Source organism: Rubritalea marina DSM 17716, from assembly GCF_000378105.1.
Lineage (GTDB): Bacteria > Verrucomicrobiota > Verrucomicrobiia > Verrucomicrobiales > Akkermansiaceae > Rubritalea > Rubritalea marina.
This window is the reverse complement of record NZ_KB899251.1, coordinates 1-20,695: the sequence shown is the minus strand read 5'-3', so window position 1 is coordinate 20,695 and position 20,695 is coordinate 1. Positions and strand designations below refer to the sequence as shown.

18 protein-coding genes and 1 rRNA gene are annotated in these 20,695 nt (G+C 51.6%); 12 read left to right on the top strand and 7 right to left on the bottom strand.

Annotation, left to right across the window (positions count from 1 at the left end):
* Window positions 1-5: 5 nt before the first annotated feature.
* Together F454_RS0104825 and F454_RS0104820 are read right to left on the bottom strand one after the other, a co-directional pair.
* Window positions 6-2,393: a molybdopterin-dependent oxidoreductase gene (locus tag F454_RS0104825; RefSeq protein ID WP_033367445.1), complete on the bottom strand. Its 2,388-nt coding sequence runs from the start codon at window positions 2,391-2,393 to the stop codon at window positions 6-8.
* Window positions 2,394-2,417: 24 nt separating this feature from the next.
* On the bottom strand, window positions 2,418-2,648 hold the full coding sequence (locus F454_RS0104820) for a hypothetical protein (RefSeq protein WP_018969498.1): 231 nt from the start codon (window positions 2,646-2,648) through the stop codon (window positions 2,418-2,420).
* 151 nt (window positions 2,649-2,799) lie between these two features.
* On the opposite strand from F454_RS0104820, the gene F454_RS0104815 reads away from it, so the two are divergent.
* Genes F454_RS0104815 through dsrP form a run of 3 tightly spaced genes read left to right on the top strand, consistent with a single transcriptional unit; the run spans window position 2,800 to window position 5,829 of the window.
* Complete coding sequence (locus F454_RS0104815) at window positions 2,800-3,435, top strand: cytochrome c3 family protein (RefSeq protein WP_018969497.1); 636 nt, start codon at window positions 2,800-2,802, stop codon at window positions 3,433-3,435.
* Window positions 3,436-3,479: 44 nt separating this feature from the next.
* Window positions 3,480-4,454 (top strand): 4Fe-4S dicluster domain-containing protein, encoded by a 975-nt coding sequence (locus tag F454_RS0104810; RefSeq protein ID WP_018969496.1) that lies wholly within the window; start codon window positions 3,480-3,482, stop codon window positions 4,452-4,454.
* A gap of 55 nt (window positions 4,455-4,509) precedes the next feature.
* Complete coding sequence (dsrP, locus tag F454_RS0104805; protein ID WP_018969495.1) at window positions 4,510-5,829, top strand: sulfate reduction electron transfer complex DsrMKJOP subunit DsrP; 1,320 nt, start codon at window positions 4,510-4,512, stop codon at window positions 5,827-5,829.
* On the opposite strand, the gene tsaA is transcribed toward dsrP, so the two are convergent.
* Window positions 5,787-6,476 (bottom strand): tRNA (N6-threonylcarbamoyladenosine(37)-N6)-methyltransferase TrmO, encoded by a 690-nt coding sequence (tsaA, locus tag F454_RS0104800; RefSeq protein WP_026292716.1) that lies wholly within the window; start codon window positions 6,474-6,476, stop codon window positions 5,787-5,789. The genes dsrP and tsaA overlap by 43 nt on opposite strands.
* Before the next feature lie 104 nt (window positions 6,477-6,580).
* Between tsaA and F454_RS0104795 the strand changes: the two genes are divergently transcribed.
* The 5 genes from F454_RS0104795 (at window position 6,581) to F454_RS0104775 (ending at window position 12,820) form a co-directional block, all read left to right on the top strand.
* Window positions 6,581-9,181, top strand: a complete 2,601-nt coding sequence (locus tag F454_RS0104795) for a tetratricopeptide repeat protein (RefSeq protein WP_018969493.1) — start codon at window positions 6,581-6,583, stop codon at window positions 9,179-9,181.
* A 50-nt stretch (window positions 9,182-9,231) separates the two neighbouring features.
* Complete coding sequence (gene hemE, locus F454_RS0104790; protein ID WP_018969492.1) at window positions 9,232-10,257, top strand: uroporphyrinogen decarboxylase; 1,026 nt, start codon at window positions 9,232-9,234, stop codon at window positions 10,255-10,257.
* 16 nt (window positions 10,258-10,273) lie between these two features.
* Window positions 10,274-10,633, top strand: a complete 360-nt coding sequence (locus tag F454_RS0104785) for a DUF2314 domain-containing protein (protein WP_018969491.1) — start codon at window positions 10,274-10,276, stop codon at window positions 10,631-10,633.
* Window positions 10,634-10,664: 31 nt separating this feature from the next.
* Window positions 10,665-11,480: a glutamate racemase gene (gene murI / locus F454_RS0104780; RefSeq protein ID WP_018969490.1), complete on the top strand. Its 816-nt coding sequence runs from the start codon at window positions 10,665-10,667 to the stop codon at window positions 11,478-11,480.
* A gap of 62 nt (window positions 11,481-11,542) precedes the next feature.
* The gene (locus F454_RS0104775; RefSeq protein ID WP_018969489.1) at window positions 11,543-12,820 is read left to right on the top strand and encodes a DEAD/DEAH box helicase; all 1,278 of its coding nucleotides are present in this window, start codon (window positions 11,543-11,545) and stop codon (window positions 12,818-12,820) included.
* A 92-nt stretch (window positions 12,821-12,912) separates the two neighbouring features.
* On the opposite strand, the gene F454_RS0104770 is transcribed toward F454_RS0104775, so the two are convergent.
* Window positions 12,913-13,386 (bottom strand): peroxiredoxin, encoded by a 474-nt coding sequence (locus tag F454_RS0104770; RefSeq protein ID WP_026292715.1) that lies wholly within the window; start codon window positions 13,384-13,386, stop codon window positions 12,913-12,915.
* A gap of 60 nt (window positions 13,387-13,446) precedes the next feature.
* On the opposite strand from F454_RS0104770, the gene F454_RS0104765 reads away from it, so the two are divergent.
* From F454_RS0104765 to F454_RS0104755, 3 genes are all read left to right on the top strand, one after another.
* On the top strand, window positions 13,447-14,034 hold the full coding sequence (locus tag F454_RS0104765) for a CDP-alcohol phosphatidyltransferase family protein (protein ID WP_018969487.1): 588 nt from the start codon (window positions 13,447-13,449) through the stop codon (window positions 14,032-14,034).
* Window positions 14,035-14,107: 73 nt separating this feature from the next.
* Complete coding sequence (der, locus tag F454_RS0104760) at window positions 14,108-15,547, top strand: ribosome biogenesis GTPase Der (protein WP_018969486.1); 1,440 nt, start codon at window positions 14,108-14,110, stop codon at window positions 15,545-15,547.
* Between the two features lie 45 nt (window positions 15,548-15,592).
* Entirely contained in the window at window positions 15,593-16,906 is a 1,314-nt protein-coding gene (locus F454_RS0104755; protein ID WP_018969485.1) for an MATE family efflux transporter, read from the top strand.
* 138 nt (window positions 16,907-17,044) lie between these two features.
* Here F454_RS0104755 and F454_RS0104750 read toward each other — a convergent pair whose 3' ends face one another.
* Window positions 17,045-17,536 carry a class I SAM-dependent methyltransferase gene (locus F454_RS0104750; protein ID WP_169334326.1) on the bottom strand — a complete coding sequence of 164 codons (492 nt, stop codon included), beginning with the start codon at window positions 17,534-17,536 and terminating at the stop codon, window positions 17,045-17,047.
* 27 nt (window positions 17,537-17,563) lie between these two features.
* Window positions 17,564-18,883, bottom strand: coding sequence for a glycosyltransferase family protein (locus F454_RS0104745; RefSeq protein WP_018969483.1), 1,320 nt, complete (start codon window positions 18,881-18,883; stop codon window positions 17,564-17,566).
* Between the two features lie 161 nt (window positions 18,884-19,044).
* On the opposite strand from F454_RS0104745, the gene F454_RS0104740 reads away from it, so the two are divergent.
* Window positions 19,045-20,331, top strand: coding sequence for a type III PLP-dependent enzyme domain-containing protein (locus F454_RS0104740; protein ID WP_018969482.1), 1,287 nt, complete (start codon window positions 19,045-19,047; stop codon window positions 20,329-20,331).
* Between the two features lie 141 nt (window positions 20,332-20,472).
* Here the strand turns inward: F454_RS0104740 and rrf are convergent.
* Window positions 20,473-20,588 (bottom strand): 5S ribosomal RNA (gene rrf / locus F454_RS0104735).
* Window positions 20,589-20,695 lie beyond the last annotated feature (107 nt).

The window sequence follows — 20,695 nt, the reverse complement described above, 5'->3', positions numbered from 1 at the left end:
TAGAGTTATCCTACTTTCTCGATACGCACCGCGCACTTTTTGTAATCAGGCTCAAAGGACACCGGACAAAATGCCTCAAGAGTCACCTCATTGATCAACTTGGTTTCATCGAAGAATGGCACAAACACAGAACCTTGAGGCGGCAAAGAACGCCCATTCACCCATGCAGGCAGCACCATTTCCCCACGCCGTGAAACTACTTTGACTAAATCGCCATTGCCAATCCCCTTGTCGCGGGCATCGTCTGGGTGGAGCTCCACGTAGGCGCTGGGCATTGCATTATGCAACTCCTTCACACGCATCGTCATCGTTCCTGAGTGCCAGTGCTCAATCACACGCCCGGTGGACAACCACATAGGAAAGGCTTCATCCGGCACTTCCGGTGGAGCTTCATAAGGGCAGAACCAAATCTGCGCCTTATCATCTTTTGTTACAGAATGGTAAAATTGAATCCCTTTTCCTTTACCAACATAGCTGTCACTGAACTCAGAAAAACGGAATTTCGTCTCACGATACACACCGTCATCTCCCTGCACTACAGGCCAGCGTAACCCCGTATGTTGGGCCAACACATCGTAAGGTGCTAGATCTTTGTGCTTCTTAAACGTGAAGTCTCGGTACTCATCGTATAGCACACGATCCACATTAATATCGTGGTAATGCGCATAATCCCATACAGCCACTTCATCCCCCCCCTCATCAGTCATCTTGAACAAGAAATCACCATGCTTATCTTTCATTCCAGCATAGCCCATGTCGTAGAGTTTACGTGCAACAGCCAGAGTCATCCAGGTGTCTTCACGTGCTTCACCAGGAGGTTCCACCATCTTGAACCATTGCTGAGTGCGGCGCTCTGAATTACCGTACACACCATTCTTTTCCACCCACATGGCAGCAGGAAGGATCAAGTCAGCAAGTGCGGTCGTCGCAGTGGGATACACCTCAGACACAATCAAAAACTTATCCTTCAATGCCTCTTTGTTCGTAAACAACTTGGCGAGATTGGGTAACGTTTGTCCCGGATTGGTCACCTGCACAAACATTGTAGTGATGTCGCCACCCTCAGACGTCGGAGTACAAAACTTCTCCCACATCTTCACCGTATGGTACCCTGGCTTCGGGTTCACAGTACCAGCAGGTAACTTCCAAATTTTTTCACAATCAGCGCGATCATCAGGCTTGGCAACCAAACGCCCACCCGGCAACGCATGACACAAGGTGCCAACTTCTCGTGCAGTACCACAAGCGGATGGCTGACCCGTCAAACTAGTCGGTGCATTTCCCGGAGTTCCAAAGTGCCCAGAAAGCAGATGAATCCCATGCACAAGCCGATTGATCGCAGTTCCACGAGTATGCTGATTCATCCCCATACACCAGAGCGAGGTAATCTTCAATTGATGGTCCGCAAAGTAACCTACCAGCTTTTGTAGCTGCTCCACACTAAGTCCAGACAACTCACTGACATACTCATAAGTGTAGGGCTTTAGCTTCTCTCGGTATTCCTCAAAGCTACTTGCTTTCCCCATCAAATCACGTGTGCGTTCATCCACATCGATCCTAAAATTACAGTGTTTCTCCACGAATGCTTTATCGTAGGAGCCGTCCTCTATCAGATAGTGAGAGATACAATTAGCGATCGCCATATCGCCTTGTGGCTTCATCTCCATGAACTCGTCCGCAAATTCAGTCGAACGCGTGCGGCGAGTCCCGATATCCACAATAGTCACCGTCTCACCACGAGAACGGCGATCGATGATCCGAGAAAATAATACCGGATGCATTTCAGCTGGATTATTACCCCATAAAATCACGACATCAGCCACATCCAGGTCATCATAGCACCCTGCTGGTTCATCCACCCCATAGGTTGAAACATAACCAGTCACAGCAGACGCCATACACAAACGCGCATTCGGATCTATGTGGTTGTTCGACAATCCACCCTTGATGAACTTTTGTGCAGCATAACCTTCTGGCACAGTCCATTGGCCCGATCCATAATTTGCAAAGCCTTTTGGATTATCATAAATCTTTTGCGCCATGATGTTAATTGCTTCATCCCAAGTGATGTTCTCTAACTTCCCATTCACTCGTAATTGTGGCTGCGTAAGACGGTCTTCACCATACAGAATCCCACCCACATGATATCCCTTCATGCACAACAAACCTTTGTTTACATCGGCACCTTCATGGCCAGCAATTGCCTCCACTTTACCATCTCTCACCCCCACCTTCACATGGCAGCCAGTGCCGCAAAACCGGCAGGGCGCCTTGTCCCACTTCAATCCTCCTGCCACCACAGGAGAATGGTGCTCCTGACCAGCCTTCGCTGCAGCCGCAGATGTGGCAGCAGCCATAGCGGACACCTTTAAAAAATCACGTCTCTCTAGCATAATAGGGGTTTTATGTATTTAAATTTAATCAACACTAGCAAATATAACATCTACACTAACAACATTATCTAATCCTTCCAGCATTCGATGGATCATCTTTGATTGTTGAGGTGAGTCAACTTCGACAACCACAGGCAAAGAATCACCCACAAGCTCACCCACTGTAACCTCCTCTATCGACTTCAATTGAGACAAAATCTCAACATCATCGAAGGCTCCACGGGCAAAATTTAAAAGCAATCCATTGACAGGCATAACACAAAAACAATCGCATAAAGCTACATCACACCCTCAATGTTAGGCAATCAAAAAATGTATCCATTTACCACTTGCAAGACATAAATTAAATCGCCTATGATACGAAGTGAATGCTATAGTATAGCGGCCTAATCATCCACCTCGTTTGATGAACACAAACCTTCTTTACAAAACCTGCATTGGGTGTGCGATCGCATTGATTATCGCAGCACTCGTAGGCGGCGTCATCTATTACGCTCCAGAGCCGGATGACACGCACGAGTACTCAGACTCCCCATGGGATCCTAATGCTCCGAAGCACCCAGTCACGATCAACTCCACACCCTCTCTGCCATTTGTCGATTCGGGCCGCAAAGACCAAGCGGGCAACCCCATAGGAGTGCGCTGTAACACCTGCCACTCTAGCAAAGAACCTAATCTCACCCTCAACAATGGGGCCTTACTACACGAATTCCATCAAGGACTACACTATGCCCATGGGGGCATGAACTGCGTGAGCTGTCACAACCCAGATGACTATGAATCACTCAGGCTCGCCAACGGCGAATCCATCCCCTTTTCAGAAACCATCCAACTCTGCGCACAATGCCACGGCACCCAATACCGTAGTTACCGTGATGGCAGTCATGGCGGCATGACTGGATACTGGGATCTCAGTAAAGGCCCACGCCAGAGAAACACCTGCACAGACTGCCACTCCGCACACGCCCCGGCTTACCCCAAAGTGATGCCCGTATTCCCGCCAAAGGTTCGCGAAGGTAGCAAACTCCCCTCCCAGCACTAATCACCAATCACCTCACCAATAACCCTATCAGCACTAAAAAACCCATGAGCTCATCATCATCAGGAGGCTGCGGAGGCAATTGCAGTTGCAACAGTGGAGGCGGCGACAACAGCGACTCCAAACTCTTCGACCGCAGAACCTTGCTAAAAACCACTGGAGCCACGCTCGGTATCGCAGCTTTCGCCAAAGCACTCGCGCCACTCACAGAATGGTCTGAAGATCTATCCGTTGAGGAATTTGTCCAAAAGCATTACCGTGAGCTCGACGACAAGCAGCTCAGCGAAGTCATCAAAAAAATCGAGGCCGATACCAAAGCAGAATATGGAGCGGATGTGACAGTCACAGCACCAAAACCTCAGAAGGGCGTCAAATTTGGTTACGCACTCAACCTCAGTGTCTGCGTGGGGTGCCGCCGCTGTGCAGAAGCCTGCCATATCGAAAACAACCACGACCGCGCATCTGGCAATTCATACATTCGAGTTCTAGAAATGGAAAAAGGCTCGATGGATCTCGAACACGGCAACGCCAACTACAACCATCCGGTCCCTCGCGGTGACAAATTCTACATGCCCGTGCAATGTCAGCAATGCGACAACCCACCCTGTGTCGACGTTTGCCCAGTGGAAGCCACCTGGAAAGAAAAAGACGGTATCGTCGTTGTCGACTACAATTGGTGTATCGGCTGTCGCTACTGTGAAGCTGCCTGCCCCTATCACGCACGACGCTTCAACTGGGAAAAACCGCAAATCCCCAAAGAAGAAATCAACCCAAATCAAAGCTACTTAAGCAATCGCGTAAGACCGCAGGGAGTGATGGAAAAGTGCACCTTTTGCCTCCACCGCACACGCAAGGGGCAGATGCCTGCCTGCCTTGAAGCCTGCCCAACCGGTGCCCGCGTGTTCGGCAATTTGCTCGATCCCAATTCTGACATCCGCAAAGTACTAGCAAACAAGCGCGTCTTTGTTCTGAAAGAAGAATTGGGCACCAAACCAAACTTCTTCTACTTCTTCGACAAATAAGACCCCAAGAGCGCATTCGCAGTGCTATTTCCACCCACGAAAAGACCCCACACCTATGGCTGACCAACCGAAACATGACGCCAAGTTCCACTACCGCTCCTTTCCCAGGTTTATTCTCTTGGCGCTAAAGCTATGCACACAAGGTTCTTGGACATTCTATGCTTGGATGATTTTCCTCACATGCATTGCCTTAGTCGGAGCCAATGCTTGGGCGATTCAGGTGCGAGATGGCATGATTGGCACAGGCATGAGCGACCACGTCTCTTGGGGGCTCTACATTGCCAACTTCACCTTCATCGTAGGACTCGCAGCCGGCGGCGTGATGATGGTGATCCCCGCGTATCTCTACAAAAATAAAGACATGCATGACACCGTGATCATTGGCGAGCTTCTTGCCATTGCCGCGATCATTATGTGTATTCTCTTTGTGGTGGTGGACCTCGGAAGACCCGACAGGTTTTGGCACATGTTTCCGTTGATTGGTAAGTTCAACTGGCCCATCTCCATGTTGACCTGGGATGTGCTCGTCCTCAATGGCTACCTCTTGATCAACTTGCACATTTGTGGCTACCTACTCTACAAACGCTTCTTAGGTGAAACTCCAAATCCCAAGCTCTACATCCCCTTCGTATTCATCAGCATCGCTTGGGCTATCTCAATTCACACCGTCACCGCCTTCCTGTACTGTGGATTAGGCGGACGCCCTTTCTGGAATACAGCGCTGTTAGCACCGCGCTTTCTCACCACTGCCTTCTGCGCCGGCCCTGCATTCATCATTTTGGTGTTACAACTCATCCAACGCCTGACCTCCATGCCCGTTGGAGCAGGAGCGATCAAAACCCTCATGGGCATCATGCGTGTCACGATTTGGATCAATCTCGTCATGCTCGTGTCAGAACTTTTCACCGAGTTCTACACCGGAGGATCACACGCCACTGCAGCTAAATACCTCTACTTTGGATCACACGGGCTCAATGCCCTAGTGCCTTGGATCTGGACCTCCACCATCTTTGTGGTGGTTGCGGCCATTTTACTACTACGCCCCAAGCTTGAGAATCACATGCGCACGCTAGACATCGCCTGTGTCCTGGTTTTTGTGGGGATTTGGATCGAAAAAGGCATGGGATTGATCATTCCGGGGTTCATCCCATCCACCCTCCACGAATACGTTGAGTACATCCCCAGCTTGATGGAGTGGAAGGTAACGGCGGGCGTCTGGGCTGGAGGCTTGATGATCTACACCCTCCTGCTAAAGGTTGCCATTCCTATCTTCACTGGTGAAGCGCGCGATCACTACCCACAGAAGAAAGCTGCACTCAATGACTCAAAAGCTCATGAATCAAACGACCCTGAGCACTCAGCCGAAAGTACATAAAGCACGCCCGATTCGACCTTCCAGCGTAAGTCCCATCCCGCAATAGCACTCCCGTACTCGCGCGCATCAGCCCCTTGGTAAGCTGGTCGCGGGTCTAAAGACAAACTGCCCTCAATGACGCTTCGATGCCTCGAGTCACTGGGCGCTTCACATCGCCACTCAAGCTCCAACCTCTCGGGCTCGCCGCTGACAAAACCTCCCACAGCCTCCGGTACCGAATCCGAAAATGGGACATACGGTTTTATATCGAGTATCGGTGTACCACTAACGATGTCCACACCCTTCACTTTGAGCCGAACACCAGTCTCAGCACTGATCTCGACCCTCTCTAACTCCACCACCGACATCCCAATTCGGTTCGGCCTGTAGGGCGCTCGTGTGGCAAACACTCCCATGCGTTGGTTTCCCCCGAGTCGAGGAGGGCGCACTGTTGGACTGATGCGCTGCTCATCTGCTTGATGAAACTGGAACAACAACCAAATGTGGCTGAATGCCTCCAGTCCACGCACGTAGGACGGGTCATTAAATTCCCCATCGAACTCAATCCACCCCCACGCTTCCTCCACCAACCGAGGCTGGCGTGGCACGCCAAATTTCTCGCGATAACACGTCCGAATAGTGCCAATTTGCTTGAGCTCTCGATCCATGACACCCAAGTCACCTCAAATACAACGATCTCGCAAATGAATTTTACAGGATCCTTTATCCTCAGCATTGACCACAAAGCCATCAGCACCTAACTTGTTCGCTCATGCGTATCACTGCCACGATCATCATCACCATCGCCTTTGCGGCTCTTAACGCATCCGTGGCAGCTCCTAAAAAAGAGCAATCTCTCGATCAGGAAATCCCCGCCTATGACTTTGGCATCCAAGCACTCGCTGACCACCTCCCTGAGCTAGCCGTAAAACGCTTCGAAGAAGCATACAAAGTACGCAAGCTCAGCGACCAACAAAACCGTGAAATCCTCTACCGCCTCACAGAGGCTCAGGTTCGTGCAAACCAACCAGAAAAAGCGCTCATCACACTGAGAAGTAAGTTTTTTGAAAAACATCCCGAGAAAAACTTCTGGATGGCTCACGCACTCGCCGCACAAGGGCAATACCGCCAAGCAATCAAACATTTTGAGATGCTAGGTGACGATTCAAAATACCGCGATGAAGCCACCTTGAGCCTCGCCAATCTGCAGACAGCCGTAGGCCGCAGCCAGGATGCGATCAACAACTTCCAGAAAGCAGCCAAGTCCTCCAATGCGGCAACCCGACTCAAGGCCAACACTGCCTTGATCGAGCTCTACATCGAAGAAGGTAAACTGAAACGAGCCAAGAAAAACCTCGCAAGCCTTCCGAGCGACCATCCTGCGACAACGCAAATCAAGGCATTACTCGACGCGCAAATTTCACTGCAAAGCGAACAATTCACCGAGGCAATCGCTCAATTCTCCACCTACCTCAATGCCGACCAACCAATCAATTCGCGCTTCTACGGTATTGCTCTGATCGGACTCGCCGACGCACGCCACGCAGCCGGCCAGGTTCAAGAAGCAAAGATTGGGCTTATCAATTTCATCAAAAAACACCAGAATGCCGACATCAATAGCCTTGCGTTTGAACGCCTGAGTGCCTGGAGTGACACTGGAGCAAATGAAGATGATCGATTCTTTAAACAACTCCAAACATGGGCTGGGCGCGACCCAAAAACGGTAATTGGCTTCCCACTAGCAGTCATTTCCCATTCCACCATCAACCCCTTCTCTCCACCTGCAGCACTCAGCACGATCAGCCCTGACCTTCAAGCTCTCGCTCAGTACTATTATGCAAAACATTGCGCTGATGCCGGCACCGCAGACGGATATTCAAAGGCACAATTTGAATTCACAGCCTTCCGGCTCCTCGCGCCGCAGCACTCACTATTCATGCCCTCAGTCTTCGAATCAGCACGCTTGCAATTACTCGCAGACAACAAAGATGACGCACGGATCACCTTGGCAATCCTCACCAAGATGGCCCAAGCCCAGCCCTCACCTGCAAACCGCGAAATCCTTACCCGCGCTGGATTCATCGCTGGATTGCTCAATGTTGAGTCCGAAAACTACGAGGATGCCATGCAGGCATTCGATCTGGCCACTCAAGCACCTCAACAAACCATCGCAGACGCAGCCCAATTCAATCTCGCACTCGCAGCCCTGCGAAATGCAGATCTTGCCGCATTTGATGCCAAGCAAAATGAGATCAGTGACCGCGAACTCGCGATCCAACTCGAAGTCGAGCGCGCACTCTATCTAGCTCACCAAGAACACCCCGAAGCCCGTTCGGCGCTCAACACCTTTCTGATCCACCACCCCCAACACCCGCAGAGTGTCAATGCCCGCATTGCCTTAGCCTCTATCAGCATCAGTCAGCCCCCCATCGACCCCATCATTTCAAAAGCACTGCTCGACAGTGTCGACCGCTCAGCATTGAACGAATTGCAATACACCGATTACACACGCGCGGCTTACTTACTTCACACGCAACAACAGGACTGGGATGCAGCAATTGAAGCCCTAGACAATTTCCTCATCCTCTTCCCGGAGTCGCCGCATGCAGACGAATTCACCATGCAGCAAGGCCTCACTCTCTACAGAAATGGCGAACATAATAAGGCGCGTCAGCTCCTCACCAAACTTGCGGATGATAACCCTGATAGCCCACTCGCACCATTCTGCATCTACTATGCCGCCATGGCCGCCCGCTTCGAAGGGACTCCCCAATCCCTCAATGAAAGTGTGGATCTCTTCCAAAACGTCATCGAGTCGAAATCCGCACTCTCCACGGAAGCTCGTATCCAACAAGCTAGAATCTTGCTAGATACCAACCGCACAGAAGAAGCAAAGTCCTCACTCCAAAAAGCCTACAACCCAAAATCGGAAGTCCCCCAACAAAGAGAAATTGGCCTATTGCTAGCCACAGCACATTATACCGAAGGTAGCGAATCCAGCGCAGCCTACGATAAAGCACTCGCGATTTACACTCAGCTCCTGAAACAGAAAGATCTGCCCCAAGCGTGGAGTAACCAAATCCATTACATGAAGGGTCAAACCCTCGAAAACATGGACAGAGATCAAGACGCCCTCGATGCCTACTACCAAGTGATCAATGAAGAAGCCACCCACCAACAAGGCCAATCCCAAGAATGGAAATGGTTCTACCGCTGCGGCTTCAAGGCCCTAGCTTTACTCGAAAAACAACAAAACTTCCGTGCCGCCGTCTCGGTCGCGAAAAAAGTAGCCAATGCAGGAGGCCCCGAGTCTCAAAATTATGCCAAACGTGCCCGAGACCTAGAGATGAAATATATGATCTGGGAAGACTAACAAATTCCTTATTTTCTTTACCCCCACAACGATTACCCTACTAAGAACTCATGAACAGCAGAGAACGATTCCTTACCGCCGTGCAATGTGGCTCACTCGAACGCCCCCCCGTGTGGATCATGCGCCAAGCAGGTCGCTACCTACCGGAGTACCGCAAGCTCAAGGAATCCTATAGCTTTACCGAAATGGTCAAGTCTCCAGAGCTCGCCACCGAAGTCACCATGCAGCCACTCCGCCGCTATGACCTCGATGCCGCAATCCTTTTCTCTGACATCCTCGTCATCCCAGAAGCATTGGGCCAGCCATACCACTTCCGCGATGGCGGAGGTATCGGCATGGACTTCATCCTCGAGACAAAAGAACAAATTGAAGCACTCGATGAGAAAAACACAGGCGACAAGCTTCTCTACATGGGTAAAGCCCTCGAGTCCATCCGCGCCACGATGGGAATGGACAAAGCGCTACTCGGATTCGGCGGATCACCATGGACACTCGCGGCCTACATGACTGAAGGTGGCTCGCTCAAAAATTGCTCTCGCCTCAAACACCTCTTCTATGAAGATCGCTCGCTCTTCGAGACACTCATGGAAAAAGTGACCACTGCCTTGATCGACCTCTTCAAAATGCAAATTGCCCACGGTGCAGATGCACTGCAGCTTTTCGACTCAGCTGGCGCATTCTGCTCAGCCTGTGATTACCACGAAATGTCAGTGAAGTGGATGCAAAAGGTCATCGACGCAATGCCAGCGGACTACCCAATCATCATCTATGCCAAAGGCATGGCCCACCACTCCACTAGCCTCATCGCCGCTGGAGCCAAGGTTCTCTCAGTCGACTGGACTGTTGACCTCCCTCAGTTCCACTCAGCGTTACCTGAAGGCATTGCCGTGCAAGGGAACTTCGACCCATCCATCCTCGACGGCACCGCGGAGCGCACCCGCATTGAGGCCACGCGCCTCCTCGACTCAATGCGAGGAAAGAATGGCCATATCTTCAACCTCGGGCACGGCATTCTCCCATCTGCCAAGCCTGAAAACATGGCGGCATTGATCGAAACGATCACCCAATACCGCTAACCTCCTATAGTCCGCTGTGAGCGAAGAGCCATACCCATATGCCACACTTGAAAAAGAAGGCTACGAACTCGAAGCCGTCGAAGTGGCTAACTGGGAAAATCATGGCGTCATCAATGAGCCTATACCCAGTGATGAACAACGCTACGCAGTGGGTGAAGGCGATGTGGTAAAACTCATCTTCCACTACCGCGAACCGCTCAAAGTGAAAGGTAAATCCTACCACGCCGAGCACATGTGGGCGGTAGTGACGAGTACCGACCAAGGGTTCATTACTGGCTTCCTTGATAACGAACCCTTCTACACCAAAATCCTTCAGCCTGGAGACGAACTCACCTTCCACCCAGAGCACATTATTAGCATCTGGCGTGGCGAGTGATCGCTTGCCAGCATGACAACACCACAGCACCTTGACCGAGTCAGAACCATCCATTGGCGTCTTGGACTCCGGAGTCGGCGGACTCTCGGTGCTACTCGAGCTGCGTAAGATTCTCCCACACCATGCATTCCACTATGTCGCAGATTCTGCGTGGTGCCCATACGGGAGCAAGTCACCCGAGCAAATTCGCCAGCGCACTCAAGCCGTAGCAAAACATCTCATGGAGCGTGGAGCCAGCACCATCATCGTGGCATGCAACTCCGCCACCATCCACGCAATTGCAGCACTCCGCGAAAACCATCCTCAGATCGACTTTATCGGTCTCGAACCAGCCCTCAAACCCGCCAGCAAACTCACCCAAAATGGCACCATTGCAGTGCTAGCCACCTCCGCAACCCTCGCTGGTGATAAATTCCTCCGGCTCGTTGACAAATGGATCACCCCAGCTGGTCACACCCTAATCACCCAAGATTGCCCAAAGTTCGTGGAACTTGTCGAACAAGGTATCACCCAAGGTGCCGAGGTGGAGGCTGCGATCGCGCACTACCTTCAGCCAATCGTGGAGCAAAACCCCGACACCCTCGTCCTAGGTTGCACGCATTATCCATTTCTAAGCGAATCGATTCGCGCATACATACCCAATCACATCAGGATCCTCGACACAGGTGCCGCGGTAGCGCAACATACTGCTAACAAACTCTCCCAACGACCACCAGCTCAAGACCTCACCAAGCTATGGAGCGCGCAAACCACCGTCCACAGCACTGGTGACATCGCGCTACACAACACGCTCATTCCAAAGCTCTGCGTTGCTCACCAGCTTCGAGTCCAATCCATCAGCATCTGACCATCAAGCCCAGCAGTGGCTACTGATTTCCCCCAAACACCATTCTCCAACCACCATTTCCCATGCCATTCACACAACTTCACAGTCGTCTCCAGCAAGCCCTCGATGAGCTCAAATTCACCAAGGCCACTCCCATCCAAGAACGTGCCATCCCCAAAGTCATGAAAGGTGGCGATGTCATCGGCATCGCCCAGACCGGCACCGGTAAGACAGCCGCTTTCCTACTCCCCCTGCTGCATGCACTCATCGAGCGCACCGAGGCCAAGGAAACCCGCCACACTCGTATCCTTGTCATCGCCCCAACACGCGAACTCGTCTCTCAGATCCAAGAAAACTGTAAGGCATTCTGCAAATACACCAACCTACGCTCCGCCGCCATCCATGGTGGCATCTCTGATAAAGGGCAAATCGATAAACTCAATTCGTCAGTAGACATCGTCATTGCAACGCCAGGCAGACTCCTCGACCTCGTAGAACGAGGCTTTGGCAAATTTGGCCAAGTCGACGCACTCGTACTTGATGAAGCTGACCGCATGCTCGATATGGGATTCATTCCCGATATCCGCACCATCTGTAAAAAGCTCCCCAAGTCCCGCCAGACATTGCTCTTTTCGGCGACGATGAACAAACAGGTGGAATCTATCACCAAAGAATTCCTCCACTCACCCACGATTGTCGAAGTCGACCGCCGTGCAAACCCAGCTGAAACCATCCAGCAAAGTATTTACGAAGTATACGAACACCAAAAAATCGACCTCCTCAAACACCTTCTCGCCAGCTCACACACGTTTTATTCAGTCATCGTCTTTGTCCGAACACGTCACGGAGCCGAAGACCTCATCCAGGCACTCAAGGCTGATAAAATATCTGCAGAAGCCATCCATGGTGACAAGAAGCAAGGCCAACGCCGCCGCGCACTCAAGGACTTCCAAGCCGGCGACGTCCGCGTCCTCGTCGCTACAGACGTAGCAGCTCGAGGCATCGACATCTCAGGAGTCACCCACGTGATCAACTTCGACTTCCCCGAGCACAGTGAAGACTACATCCACCGTATCGGCCGCACAGGTCGCGCCGAACAAGAAGGCGAGGCCATCACCTTCACCACCCCACAAAACCAGCTAGCACTGCGCAAACTCGAAAAGCTCATTCGCGTCACTCTACCAAGAAAGCGTGCCGAAGGATTCCACTACGACAAGCAACCCGTTCACGCTGAACCAAAGCGCCGTAACAAAAAACAGGAAAAACCAAACCACCACCAATCACCCTCGAAGTTCTCAAATAAGAACAAGCCAAACACCCGAAGCTCACGCGACTCCAAGCCAAAGCGTAAGCGCAGATAAATCCATGGAGCTCAGTCAATCGATCCCCCCTATTGACCCGATCGCTACTCAGCTTGCAGTTAACACGAAAGCCCCGACACCGTGCGAGAACCCTATACTTCTAGGATCTCAAGTAAGTCGTCGAGGTGCGTCGCAGGTTTTACTTTCTCCATCACAGCCTCGATCTTGCCCTCAGCACCAATCACCACCGTAGTGCGCACGATCCCCATGTAAGTCTTGCCAAAGTTCTTTTTCTCAACCCAAACACCATAAGCTTCGAGCATTTCAGTCGATTCGTCACTCAGCAATGGGTGCACTAGTCCCTGCTTGGTAATGAAATTTTGGTGCTTACGAATACTGTCGGCACTCACACCAAATACCTTCACATCTTGAGGAAGGCGTGAGTACGAGTCTCGAATATCACAAGCCTGAGTCGTGCAGCCCGGAGTATTGTCCTTCGGGTAAAACACGAGGACAACGCGAACTCCGCGGAGATCCTCCAAGCTCACTGTGCTCGGCTCTTCATACTCTCCTCCTACTACAGGTAGTTCGAAGGCTGGGGCGGTCATTCCTGTCTCTAGTTTCATGATACTTACGCGATTGCTAGAACTAGGGATATAGCGTATGGTGCCACTGCGCAAGCCATCATGAGAATCAATCTAGCCAATGCCATTACCTGCATACGCATCGCCTTGATTCCAGTATTTGGCATTTTTGCCGTTAAGTATGGCGCCAGCATCACAAATGGTCAGCCCATCGAATGGATGCGCTACGCCGCCCTCGCTAGCTTCATCATAGCAGCCTCCAGTGATGGCCTCGATGGCTACATCGCACGCAAATACAACATGACTTCAAAGCTTGGTGCGGTGCTGGATGCACTTGCTGACAAGGTCCTCATGCTCACAGGCCTCATCACCCTGTCTTATGTCTCATGGGGTGCTAGCGACTGGCTCATCCCCAAGTGGTACATCATCATGGTAGTTGGACGCGATGTGAGTATTGGCATAGGCTGTGCCATGATCCTCTCGCTGGGTCAGACGCTGCGGGTCAAACCACACTGGACAGGAAAAGCAACCACTGTCGTCCAGCTTTTCACGCTCGGCTGGGTCATGCTCAAGGTCGTCCCCTGGTCGCCACTATACCCCACCATCGTTGCAGCAGTCTTGACACTCTGGTCATCTTGGGCTTACAGCCTTGACTGCATTCAGCAGCTCAACAAAATAAGAACCGACTAGGTTCTGCATCGCCTCGTGCGAGCCCATCGCTGCTCTCCCTCCCGCTCACTCAAACGTTCAACTTTTCTGCATCATGCCAAAGACACCTACTATCGCCATCGTCGGCCGACCCAATGTTGGTAAATCAGCCATTTTCAATCGATTGGCTGACCGCCGCATTGCCATCGTACATGACGAGCCAGGGGTGACCCGAGACCGCATTGCAGCCCCCTGCCGCATCACCGATGTCCCATGCGAAATCATCGACACTGGCGGTATTGGCATGGAGCTCGAAGACGGATTCCACGACCAAGTCACCATCGAAGCCGACCTCGCAATGGCATCCGCAGACATGATCATGTTTGTTGTCGATGCTCGTGACGGACTCACTCCCACCGATGAAGCACTCGCACAAAAGTTACGCCGCGCCAAACCACCAATTCTCCTCATCCTCAACAAATCTGACCACGCCGAGCAAGAACTCATGATCGGTGACTTTGCCCGCCTCGGTCTCGGCGCAGGCATCCCCATCTCTGCCGCACACGGACGCGGCTTTGGTGAACTCGCTGAACGCCTCGACCAAATCGCACAAAACGTGATCGACACAGCAGAGGCAGAAGAAGAGGAAATTGAAGAAAAAATCACGCGTGATGGACTAAACATCGCCATCGTGGGCAAACCCAATGCAGGTAAATCCTCATTGGTGAACGCGATCCTCAAGGATGAGCGCACCATCGTTTCAGACATTGCAGGCACCACGCGTGATGCCATCGACATCCCCTACACTTGGGGGGAGGAAAAGCACACGCTCATCGATACTGCAGGCCTCCGTCAACGCCAGAAAATGGACACCTCAGTCGAGGTATTCTCTGCCATGCGTACCGAAAAGTCGATCCGCCGTGCTGACATCTGCCTTCTCGTGATTGATCTTGCCGCAGGGATTTCTGCCATGGATCGTAAAATTGCAAAAATCATCAAGGAAGAACGTAAGCCATGTTTGATCATTCTCAACAAGTGGGACCTATTCCACCCAGGGGGCGCACGCCAAGCCCGACTTGAAGAAGCAGTAGAACTCGTCAATCGCGAACTCTTCTTCCTTTCTTGGGCACCTTACGCATGTGTCTCAGCGCGTGAAGGACAGCACATCTCGCAGGTCTTCAACCAAATCACAAAAATCCGCGAAGCAGCCAAAGATCCAATCACCACAGGACGCCTCAATCGCTTGCTCAACGATGCCATGGAGGTAAAGCCACCATCGCAGCATAAGAAGTACAACAAGCGCGTGAAGCTCATGTATGCGACCGCCGTTGTGAATGATAAATACACTGCCATCCCGGTCCCTCAGTTCATCCTCTTCGTCAATGACAAACGCCTCATGCACGAACACTACGAGCAATACCTCGCGAACCGCATCCGCGAACAACACAACGTGCTCGGAGTACCAATCGTATTCTCTATTCGCTCGCGAAATGCCTCCAAAGGCGGCGGTGCTAAGGGTGGATCTGGTGACCTTCGCTCAGACCTCGAAGAATAGGCATCCACTGCTGCTGCAGGTAGCCCATCAGGGCGGCTCCTTGTCATGAACATTCGCGAACTCAAAAGCATCACCGCTTTGGCCATCCCCTTGGTCATCGGCCAGCTAGGTCAAATGCTTCTCGGAGTCGCCGACACCATCATGGTGGGCAAGCTCACCGTACTCGACCTAGCTTCCCTCTCATTCGCCAGCAGCCTATTCATCATCCCCTTTGTGTTCTCAATTGGGATCCTCGCAGCCGTTTCCATGCGTACGGCAAAAGCGCGTGGCCAAAATGACCCAGCCACCGCAAAGAGGAACTGCCACAATGGCCTCGTACTGTCTTCTATCGTTGGCTCAGCACTCTTCCTTATAGCTCTGGCTCTCTACCCATTTCTTCACTTTCTCGGGCAGCCATCCGATGTCGTCGATCATAGTAGTGGCTATTACCTCATCGTCATGGCTTCGTTGATTCCATGTGCGATGTCGATTGCCCTTAAAAACCATGCCGACGCGCTAGACCGTCCATGGCCAGCATTCTGGATTTTCATGGCAGGCGTCGCATTGAATATCACCCTCAATGCCGGCTTCATCTTCGGTAAATGGGGCTTTCCGGAATTGGGCCTCTCTGGAGCAGCTGTAGCCACCTTCCTCGCACGCTGGGCAATCGTAATCGCCATGCTACTCTGGTTTCGTTTTGACTCTAAGCTCGTCAATTGGACTCCCCAACAATGGTGGACCCGCCCAGACATCTCGACACTCAAGAGCCTCAGCAGCCTCGGTATGCCCGTCGGCTTACAAACACTAGCCGAGGTGAGTACCTTCGCTGCGGCAGGGCTTCTCATTGGTCACTTCGGCGCGATCCCCTTAGCTGCCCACCAAGTCACGCTCCAAGCATCAGGCATGGCCTTCATGCTCCCGCTTGGCCTCTCCATGGCGCTCACCGTGCGCATGGGTGAAGTCCACGGAGACCCAACACGCCACCGCGATATCATCAAATCAGGTTGGTTCCTCACCCTTCTCTGCTCTTGTAGCACAGCGGCACTCTTTATCACAGCAGGCCATCAGGTTGCCTCATGGTTTGTTGAGTCCTCAGATATTATTCAATTAGCGGCCTCACTACTCATCGTTTCTGGCGTTTTCCAGATCGTCGATGGACTACAAGCCTCCTCAATGGGCATGCTCCGAGGACTACACGACACCAAAACACCTGCCAAACTCGCCATCATCTCCTACTGGGTTATCGGTATTCCAAGCGGCTTTATCATGGCAAACTATACCCCACTCGGCCCCCAAGGTATTTGGTGGGGGCTTGCCCTAGGATTAGCAGTAGCCTCCACACTCTTGTCGCGCCGACTCTGGACTAGTAACAAATTATGACTTTTGCCATAGCTGACTATAAATCCAGCCATGCTGCCATTCCGTAGTCTCTAGCAGCTTCCAACCCGAGCGTTCTATCATAGCATCCACACGCTCCACCTGCACCCTACTGACACCGGATAAGACCGCAAAAAACACCTACATGGTCCACAACAGAATGCGTCCACGAATACTCACGCTGGGATCAAAGTCACTGAGCATCATCAGAGCTCCGCAATCAGCTCTCTCCGTAATTTTCTCCAAAATCGCTTCGCGTTCCTCCCCGTCATAGTGATCCAAGAAAAAGTGTGCCAACACGAGCTGGTACCGATTAACTGAAAAGTTCTCGAACCTCTCATGATGCCACCGTACCCGAGCATCCTCGCCAACGCGCTCACGAGCGACAACAAGCATCTCAGAGCTACAGTCGACATAGTCCACCACTGCCGATGCTGGTAACATGGTCAATAAACGTTCCAAGAATCGGCCGTCCCCACCACCAACTAACAATACCTTAGTCGAGCCCCCCTTCAAACACCCAACACCGTGCTCTAAGTGATAGAACCGAGCATCCTCCAAGATCTGACCATAAACGAGCCGCTCCAAATAAGCATACACTCTGGCAACACGGCTGTAATCGATAGTCCGCATAGAAACGAGGTTCATTTCATAGAGAATCTATTTTTCTCCAATCGCCCCCCTCAATGCATCCAGGCTCCAGCGGCGATCGAATAAGTTTTCATCCCCATCGTCCAATGCTTCAAGCCCTTTGATCAATCGGACATAGCTCTCAAGCTCCAAGTCCTTTATAAATTGTAGCATTTCAACTTCGGCAGGAGTATGCTCAGCGACATGCTGCTCATAGATTTCGACAAGTTGCCTGATCATATTTAAATGCCCCTGGCCTGGGTCAACCGATGGAAAATTGGTAAGAGCAAAGTCCTCAGTGAAAAGAATCGGCACGGCCGCTATTTTCTCCTTACCGCAAACCAATGCCGTGTTGATCAACAACTCCACATCAAAAGTTTCTTTGAAGGATTGGATCTTGGGTATCACCCGCTTCAAAAGCTCAGCATCAAATGCCTTAAATCCTGCCTGCGTATCGAGGATGTTCTCTAGCGATGGAATGAGTGATGCTCTCACAAAATGCCTAAAAAGGATGATCAACTTATCTGGCTTCGTTCCCGTACTCAATGGCTCGGTCAGCACGCCCTGTTCTTTCACCAGGATCGCGCCTTGCATCCCGTAGCGCTGCCCTGCAGTGCATGCCGCGGTGGAATCAAGAATCGGCACTGCCATCTTTCCTAACTGCGCTAGATTCGCGGATAGATCACCATCAGTGAACAGGACAATATGTTTTTGGGAGCCCTCATGGCCCACACCACCACGATGCAACGCATGCCACATTGCCAGAAGAATCGACCCTCCCTTTCGAGAATCATCCGTGGTTTTCATCTTTCCGAAGTAGGCATTCACCGCCTCAGCCGAATCAATAGCATCTTGCAAGGTGATGACATGAACGCGATCACCATACCCTTCATCCGCAGCAATCTGTCGTGCGTAGGCGCTGCTAGGTGGTTGCTCAGGGCACCCATCGTCACAGAGTACGATACTCCAGCTAGAAGGCGTCTCGAGTCCAGTGAACAACCATTCAAGCTGCTTCACTTTCACTCTCAAGGCATCCTCTCCGTGTGGGTTCTGTTCGCGAGTCTGCATGCGACTCGTTTCTCCATACATTGCCCATACCACAGTGGCGTGAAACGGCTGCGTGTTCCTCAGTAATTTGCTCTTACTTGCAGCGATCGACAAGGCCTCCAAGAATACTGGACTTGCTTGCGAAACAAATTCTACATCACCACACAAACGAGCTTCTAGCCCCTCAACCGCTTCTCCTTCTGCTCGAAGTAGATCACTCGCAATATCCAATATACGTAAGTTCTGCGCGTTGTCCGTCAGGTCTCGTTGCTCGGCAGGGTAGTCAGCTAAATAGGGGTGCATTACACAACTATATAACAGTTAGAACCTTTGACGTCTATTCCTAACTACTCCTCCCCTTTCAAGCTCAAGATTCGGTAGCCGTCACCAATTGTATCGAAAGCAGCCCAGACACCTACAGATCTAGCCTTTAGACACCCTTTTCTGAGTTGCATTTTCCATGGATGTGGATCAGCGTTCAGCAAGTTCATCAACCTATGGAAACACTCAACTTTCTTACAGAAGCTCAAGCCAAACAAGCGGCTTCAACCATCGGCACTCCATGCTACATTTACTCTCGCGCAACGATCGAACAACGCGCCGCTGAGGTACTCGCATTCCCAAATGCCTACGGCTTCAATGCACGTTACGCACTCAAGGCAAATCCAAACATCGCCATCCTCAAGCTAATTGAAAATGCAGGCCTCCACTTCGACGCCTCCTCCGAGTACGAAGTCATGCGCTGTCTACACGCGGGTATCCCTGCGGAAAAAATCCAGCTTACTGGTCAGCAATTCCCACGTAAATTCCTCAAGCAAATCATCGAAGCTGGCGTCCTCTACAATGCCTGTTCCTTGAACCAACTCGAACAATTCGGCCAAGCATTCCCAGGTTCTAACGTTTCCTTCCGAATCAACCCTGGCACAGGTTCTGGTTCAAACAGAAAAACCAATGTAGGCGGTGAATCCGCATCCTTTGGTATCTGGCATGAATACACCGATAAAGTTCAAGAGATCGCTGACAAATACGACCTCAAAATCACCCGCATCCACTCACACATTGGCTCAGGCTCCGATCCAGAAGTCTGGAAAGGTGTGACTGAAATGACTCTCGCACAAGCAGACAAGTTCCCACTCGTACACACCGTCAACCTCGGCGGTGGATTCAAGGTCGCGCGCATGAGCTCCGAAAAGAGCACCGACCTCCAAGAAGTTGGAGAGTTCGTAAAGAATGTCTTCACCTCTCATGCCGAGAAGACTGGCAATGAATACAAGCTCGAGATCGAACCAGGCACCTACCTCTCAGCGAACTGCGGCTCACTCATTGCCGAAGTCGACGACGTGGTTGATACAGGCGACAAGGGCTACGATTTCCTCAAGCTCAACACCGGCATGGACACCATCACACGCCCAGCACTCTACGGTTCTGAGCACCCGATCGTCGTTCTAAACGACTCCGACAAGACCAAGGACTACGTCATCTGCGGCCATTGCTGTGAATCCGGCGACGTCTTCACTGTCGACGATTCAGACACCATTCTACCGAGAACTGTCAAGGAAGCTCAAATCGGCGACCTCGTCGTCATCGAAGGCGCTGGCGCCTACTGCGCCGCCATGTCACTTAAGAACTACAATTCCTTCCCAACCACCCCACAGCTTCTTCTCGACAACGACGGCTCCTTCAAGACCATCCTCGGCGAAGAAACACTCGACGCCATGTTCAGCAAAGAAATCATCCCTGATTTCGCCTAAGCCGAACCAGTAGATCTTTTACACACCAAAAGCTCCACGCAACGCGTGGAGCTTTTTTATATACAGACATAGCACCACAAAGGCCTCAGCATCTAGACACAAAAAAGCCCGATCTCAGCGCTAGCTAAGACCGGGCATATAACCTGGCGACGACCTACTCTCACAGGGCCTATCGCCCAACTACCATCGGCGCTAAAGTGTTTCACTTCCGGGTTCGGAACGGGACCGGGTGGTTCCACTTTGCTATGGTCACCAGAGACCGCACTTCGTGCGGAGTGATCAGTGTGAAGTAAGAAGTGTGAAGTTCTTAGTCACATCACTTTTTGATGGCTCAAAAAGCGGTCTCTATTGGCCTTAGCTTTCG

Coding starts and splice junctions, on each gene's coding strand:
- F454_RS0104825 (WP_033367445.1), bottom strand. CDS start 2,393: ATGCTAGAGAGACGTGATTTTTTAAAGGTGTCCGCTATGGCTGCTGCC.
- F454_RS0104820 (WP_018969498.1), bottom strand. CDS start 2,648: ATGCCTGTCAATGGATTGCTTTTAAATTTTGCCCGTGGAGCCTTCGAT.
- F454_RS0104815 (WP_018969497.1), top strand. CDS start 2,800: ATGAACACAAACCTTCTTTACAAAACCTGCATTGGGTGTGCGATCGCA.
- F454_RS0104810 (WP_018969496.1), top strand. CDS start 3,480: ATGAGCTCATCATCATCAGGAGGCTGCGGAGGCAATTGCAGTTGCAAC.
- dsrP (WP_018969495.1), top strand. CDS start 4,510: ATGGCTGACCAACCGAAACATGACGCCAAGTTCCACTACCGCTCCTTT.
- tsaA (WP_026292716.1), bottom strand. CDS start 6,476: ATGGATCGAGAGCTCAAGCAAATTGGCACTATTCGGACGTGTTATCGC.
- F454_RS0104795 (WP_018969493.1), top strand. CDS start 6,581: ATGCGTATCACTGCCACGATCATCATCACCATCGCCTTTGCGGCTCTT.
- hemE (WP_018969492.1), top strand. CDS start 9,232: ATGAACAGCAGAGAACGATTCCTTACCGCCGTGCAATGTGGCTCACTC.
- F454_RS0104775 (WP_018969489.1), top strand. CDS start 11,543: ATGCCATTCACACAACTTCACAGTCGTCTCCAGCAAGCCCTCGATGAG.
- F454_RS0104770 (WP_026292715.1), bottom strand. CDS start 13,386: ATGAAACTAGAGACAGGAATGACCGCCCCAGCCTTCGAACTACCTGTA.
- F454_RS0104765 (WP_018969487.1), top strand. CDS start 13,447: ATGAGAATCAATCTAGCCAATGCCATTACCTGCATACGCATCGCCTTG.
- der (WP_018969486.1), top strand. CDS start 14,108: ATGCCAAAGACACCTACTATCGCCATCGTCGGCCGACCCAATGTTGGT.
- F454_RS0104755 (WP_018969485.1), top strand. CDS start 15,593: ATGAACATTCGCGAACTCAAAAGCATCACCGCTTTGGCCATCCCCTTG.
- F454_RS0104750 (WP_169334326.1), bottom strand. CDS start 17,536: ATGCGGACTATCGATTACAGCCGTGTTGCCAGAGTGTATGCTTATTTG.
- F454_RS0104745 (WP_018969483.1), bottom strand. CDS start 18,883: ATGCACCCCTATTTAGCTGACTACCCTGCCGAGCAACGAGACCTGACG.
- F454_RS0104740 (WP_018969482.1), top strand. CDS start 19,045: ATGTGGATCAGCGTTCAGCAAGTTCATCAACCTATGGAAACACTCAAC.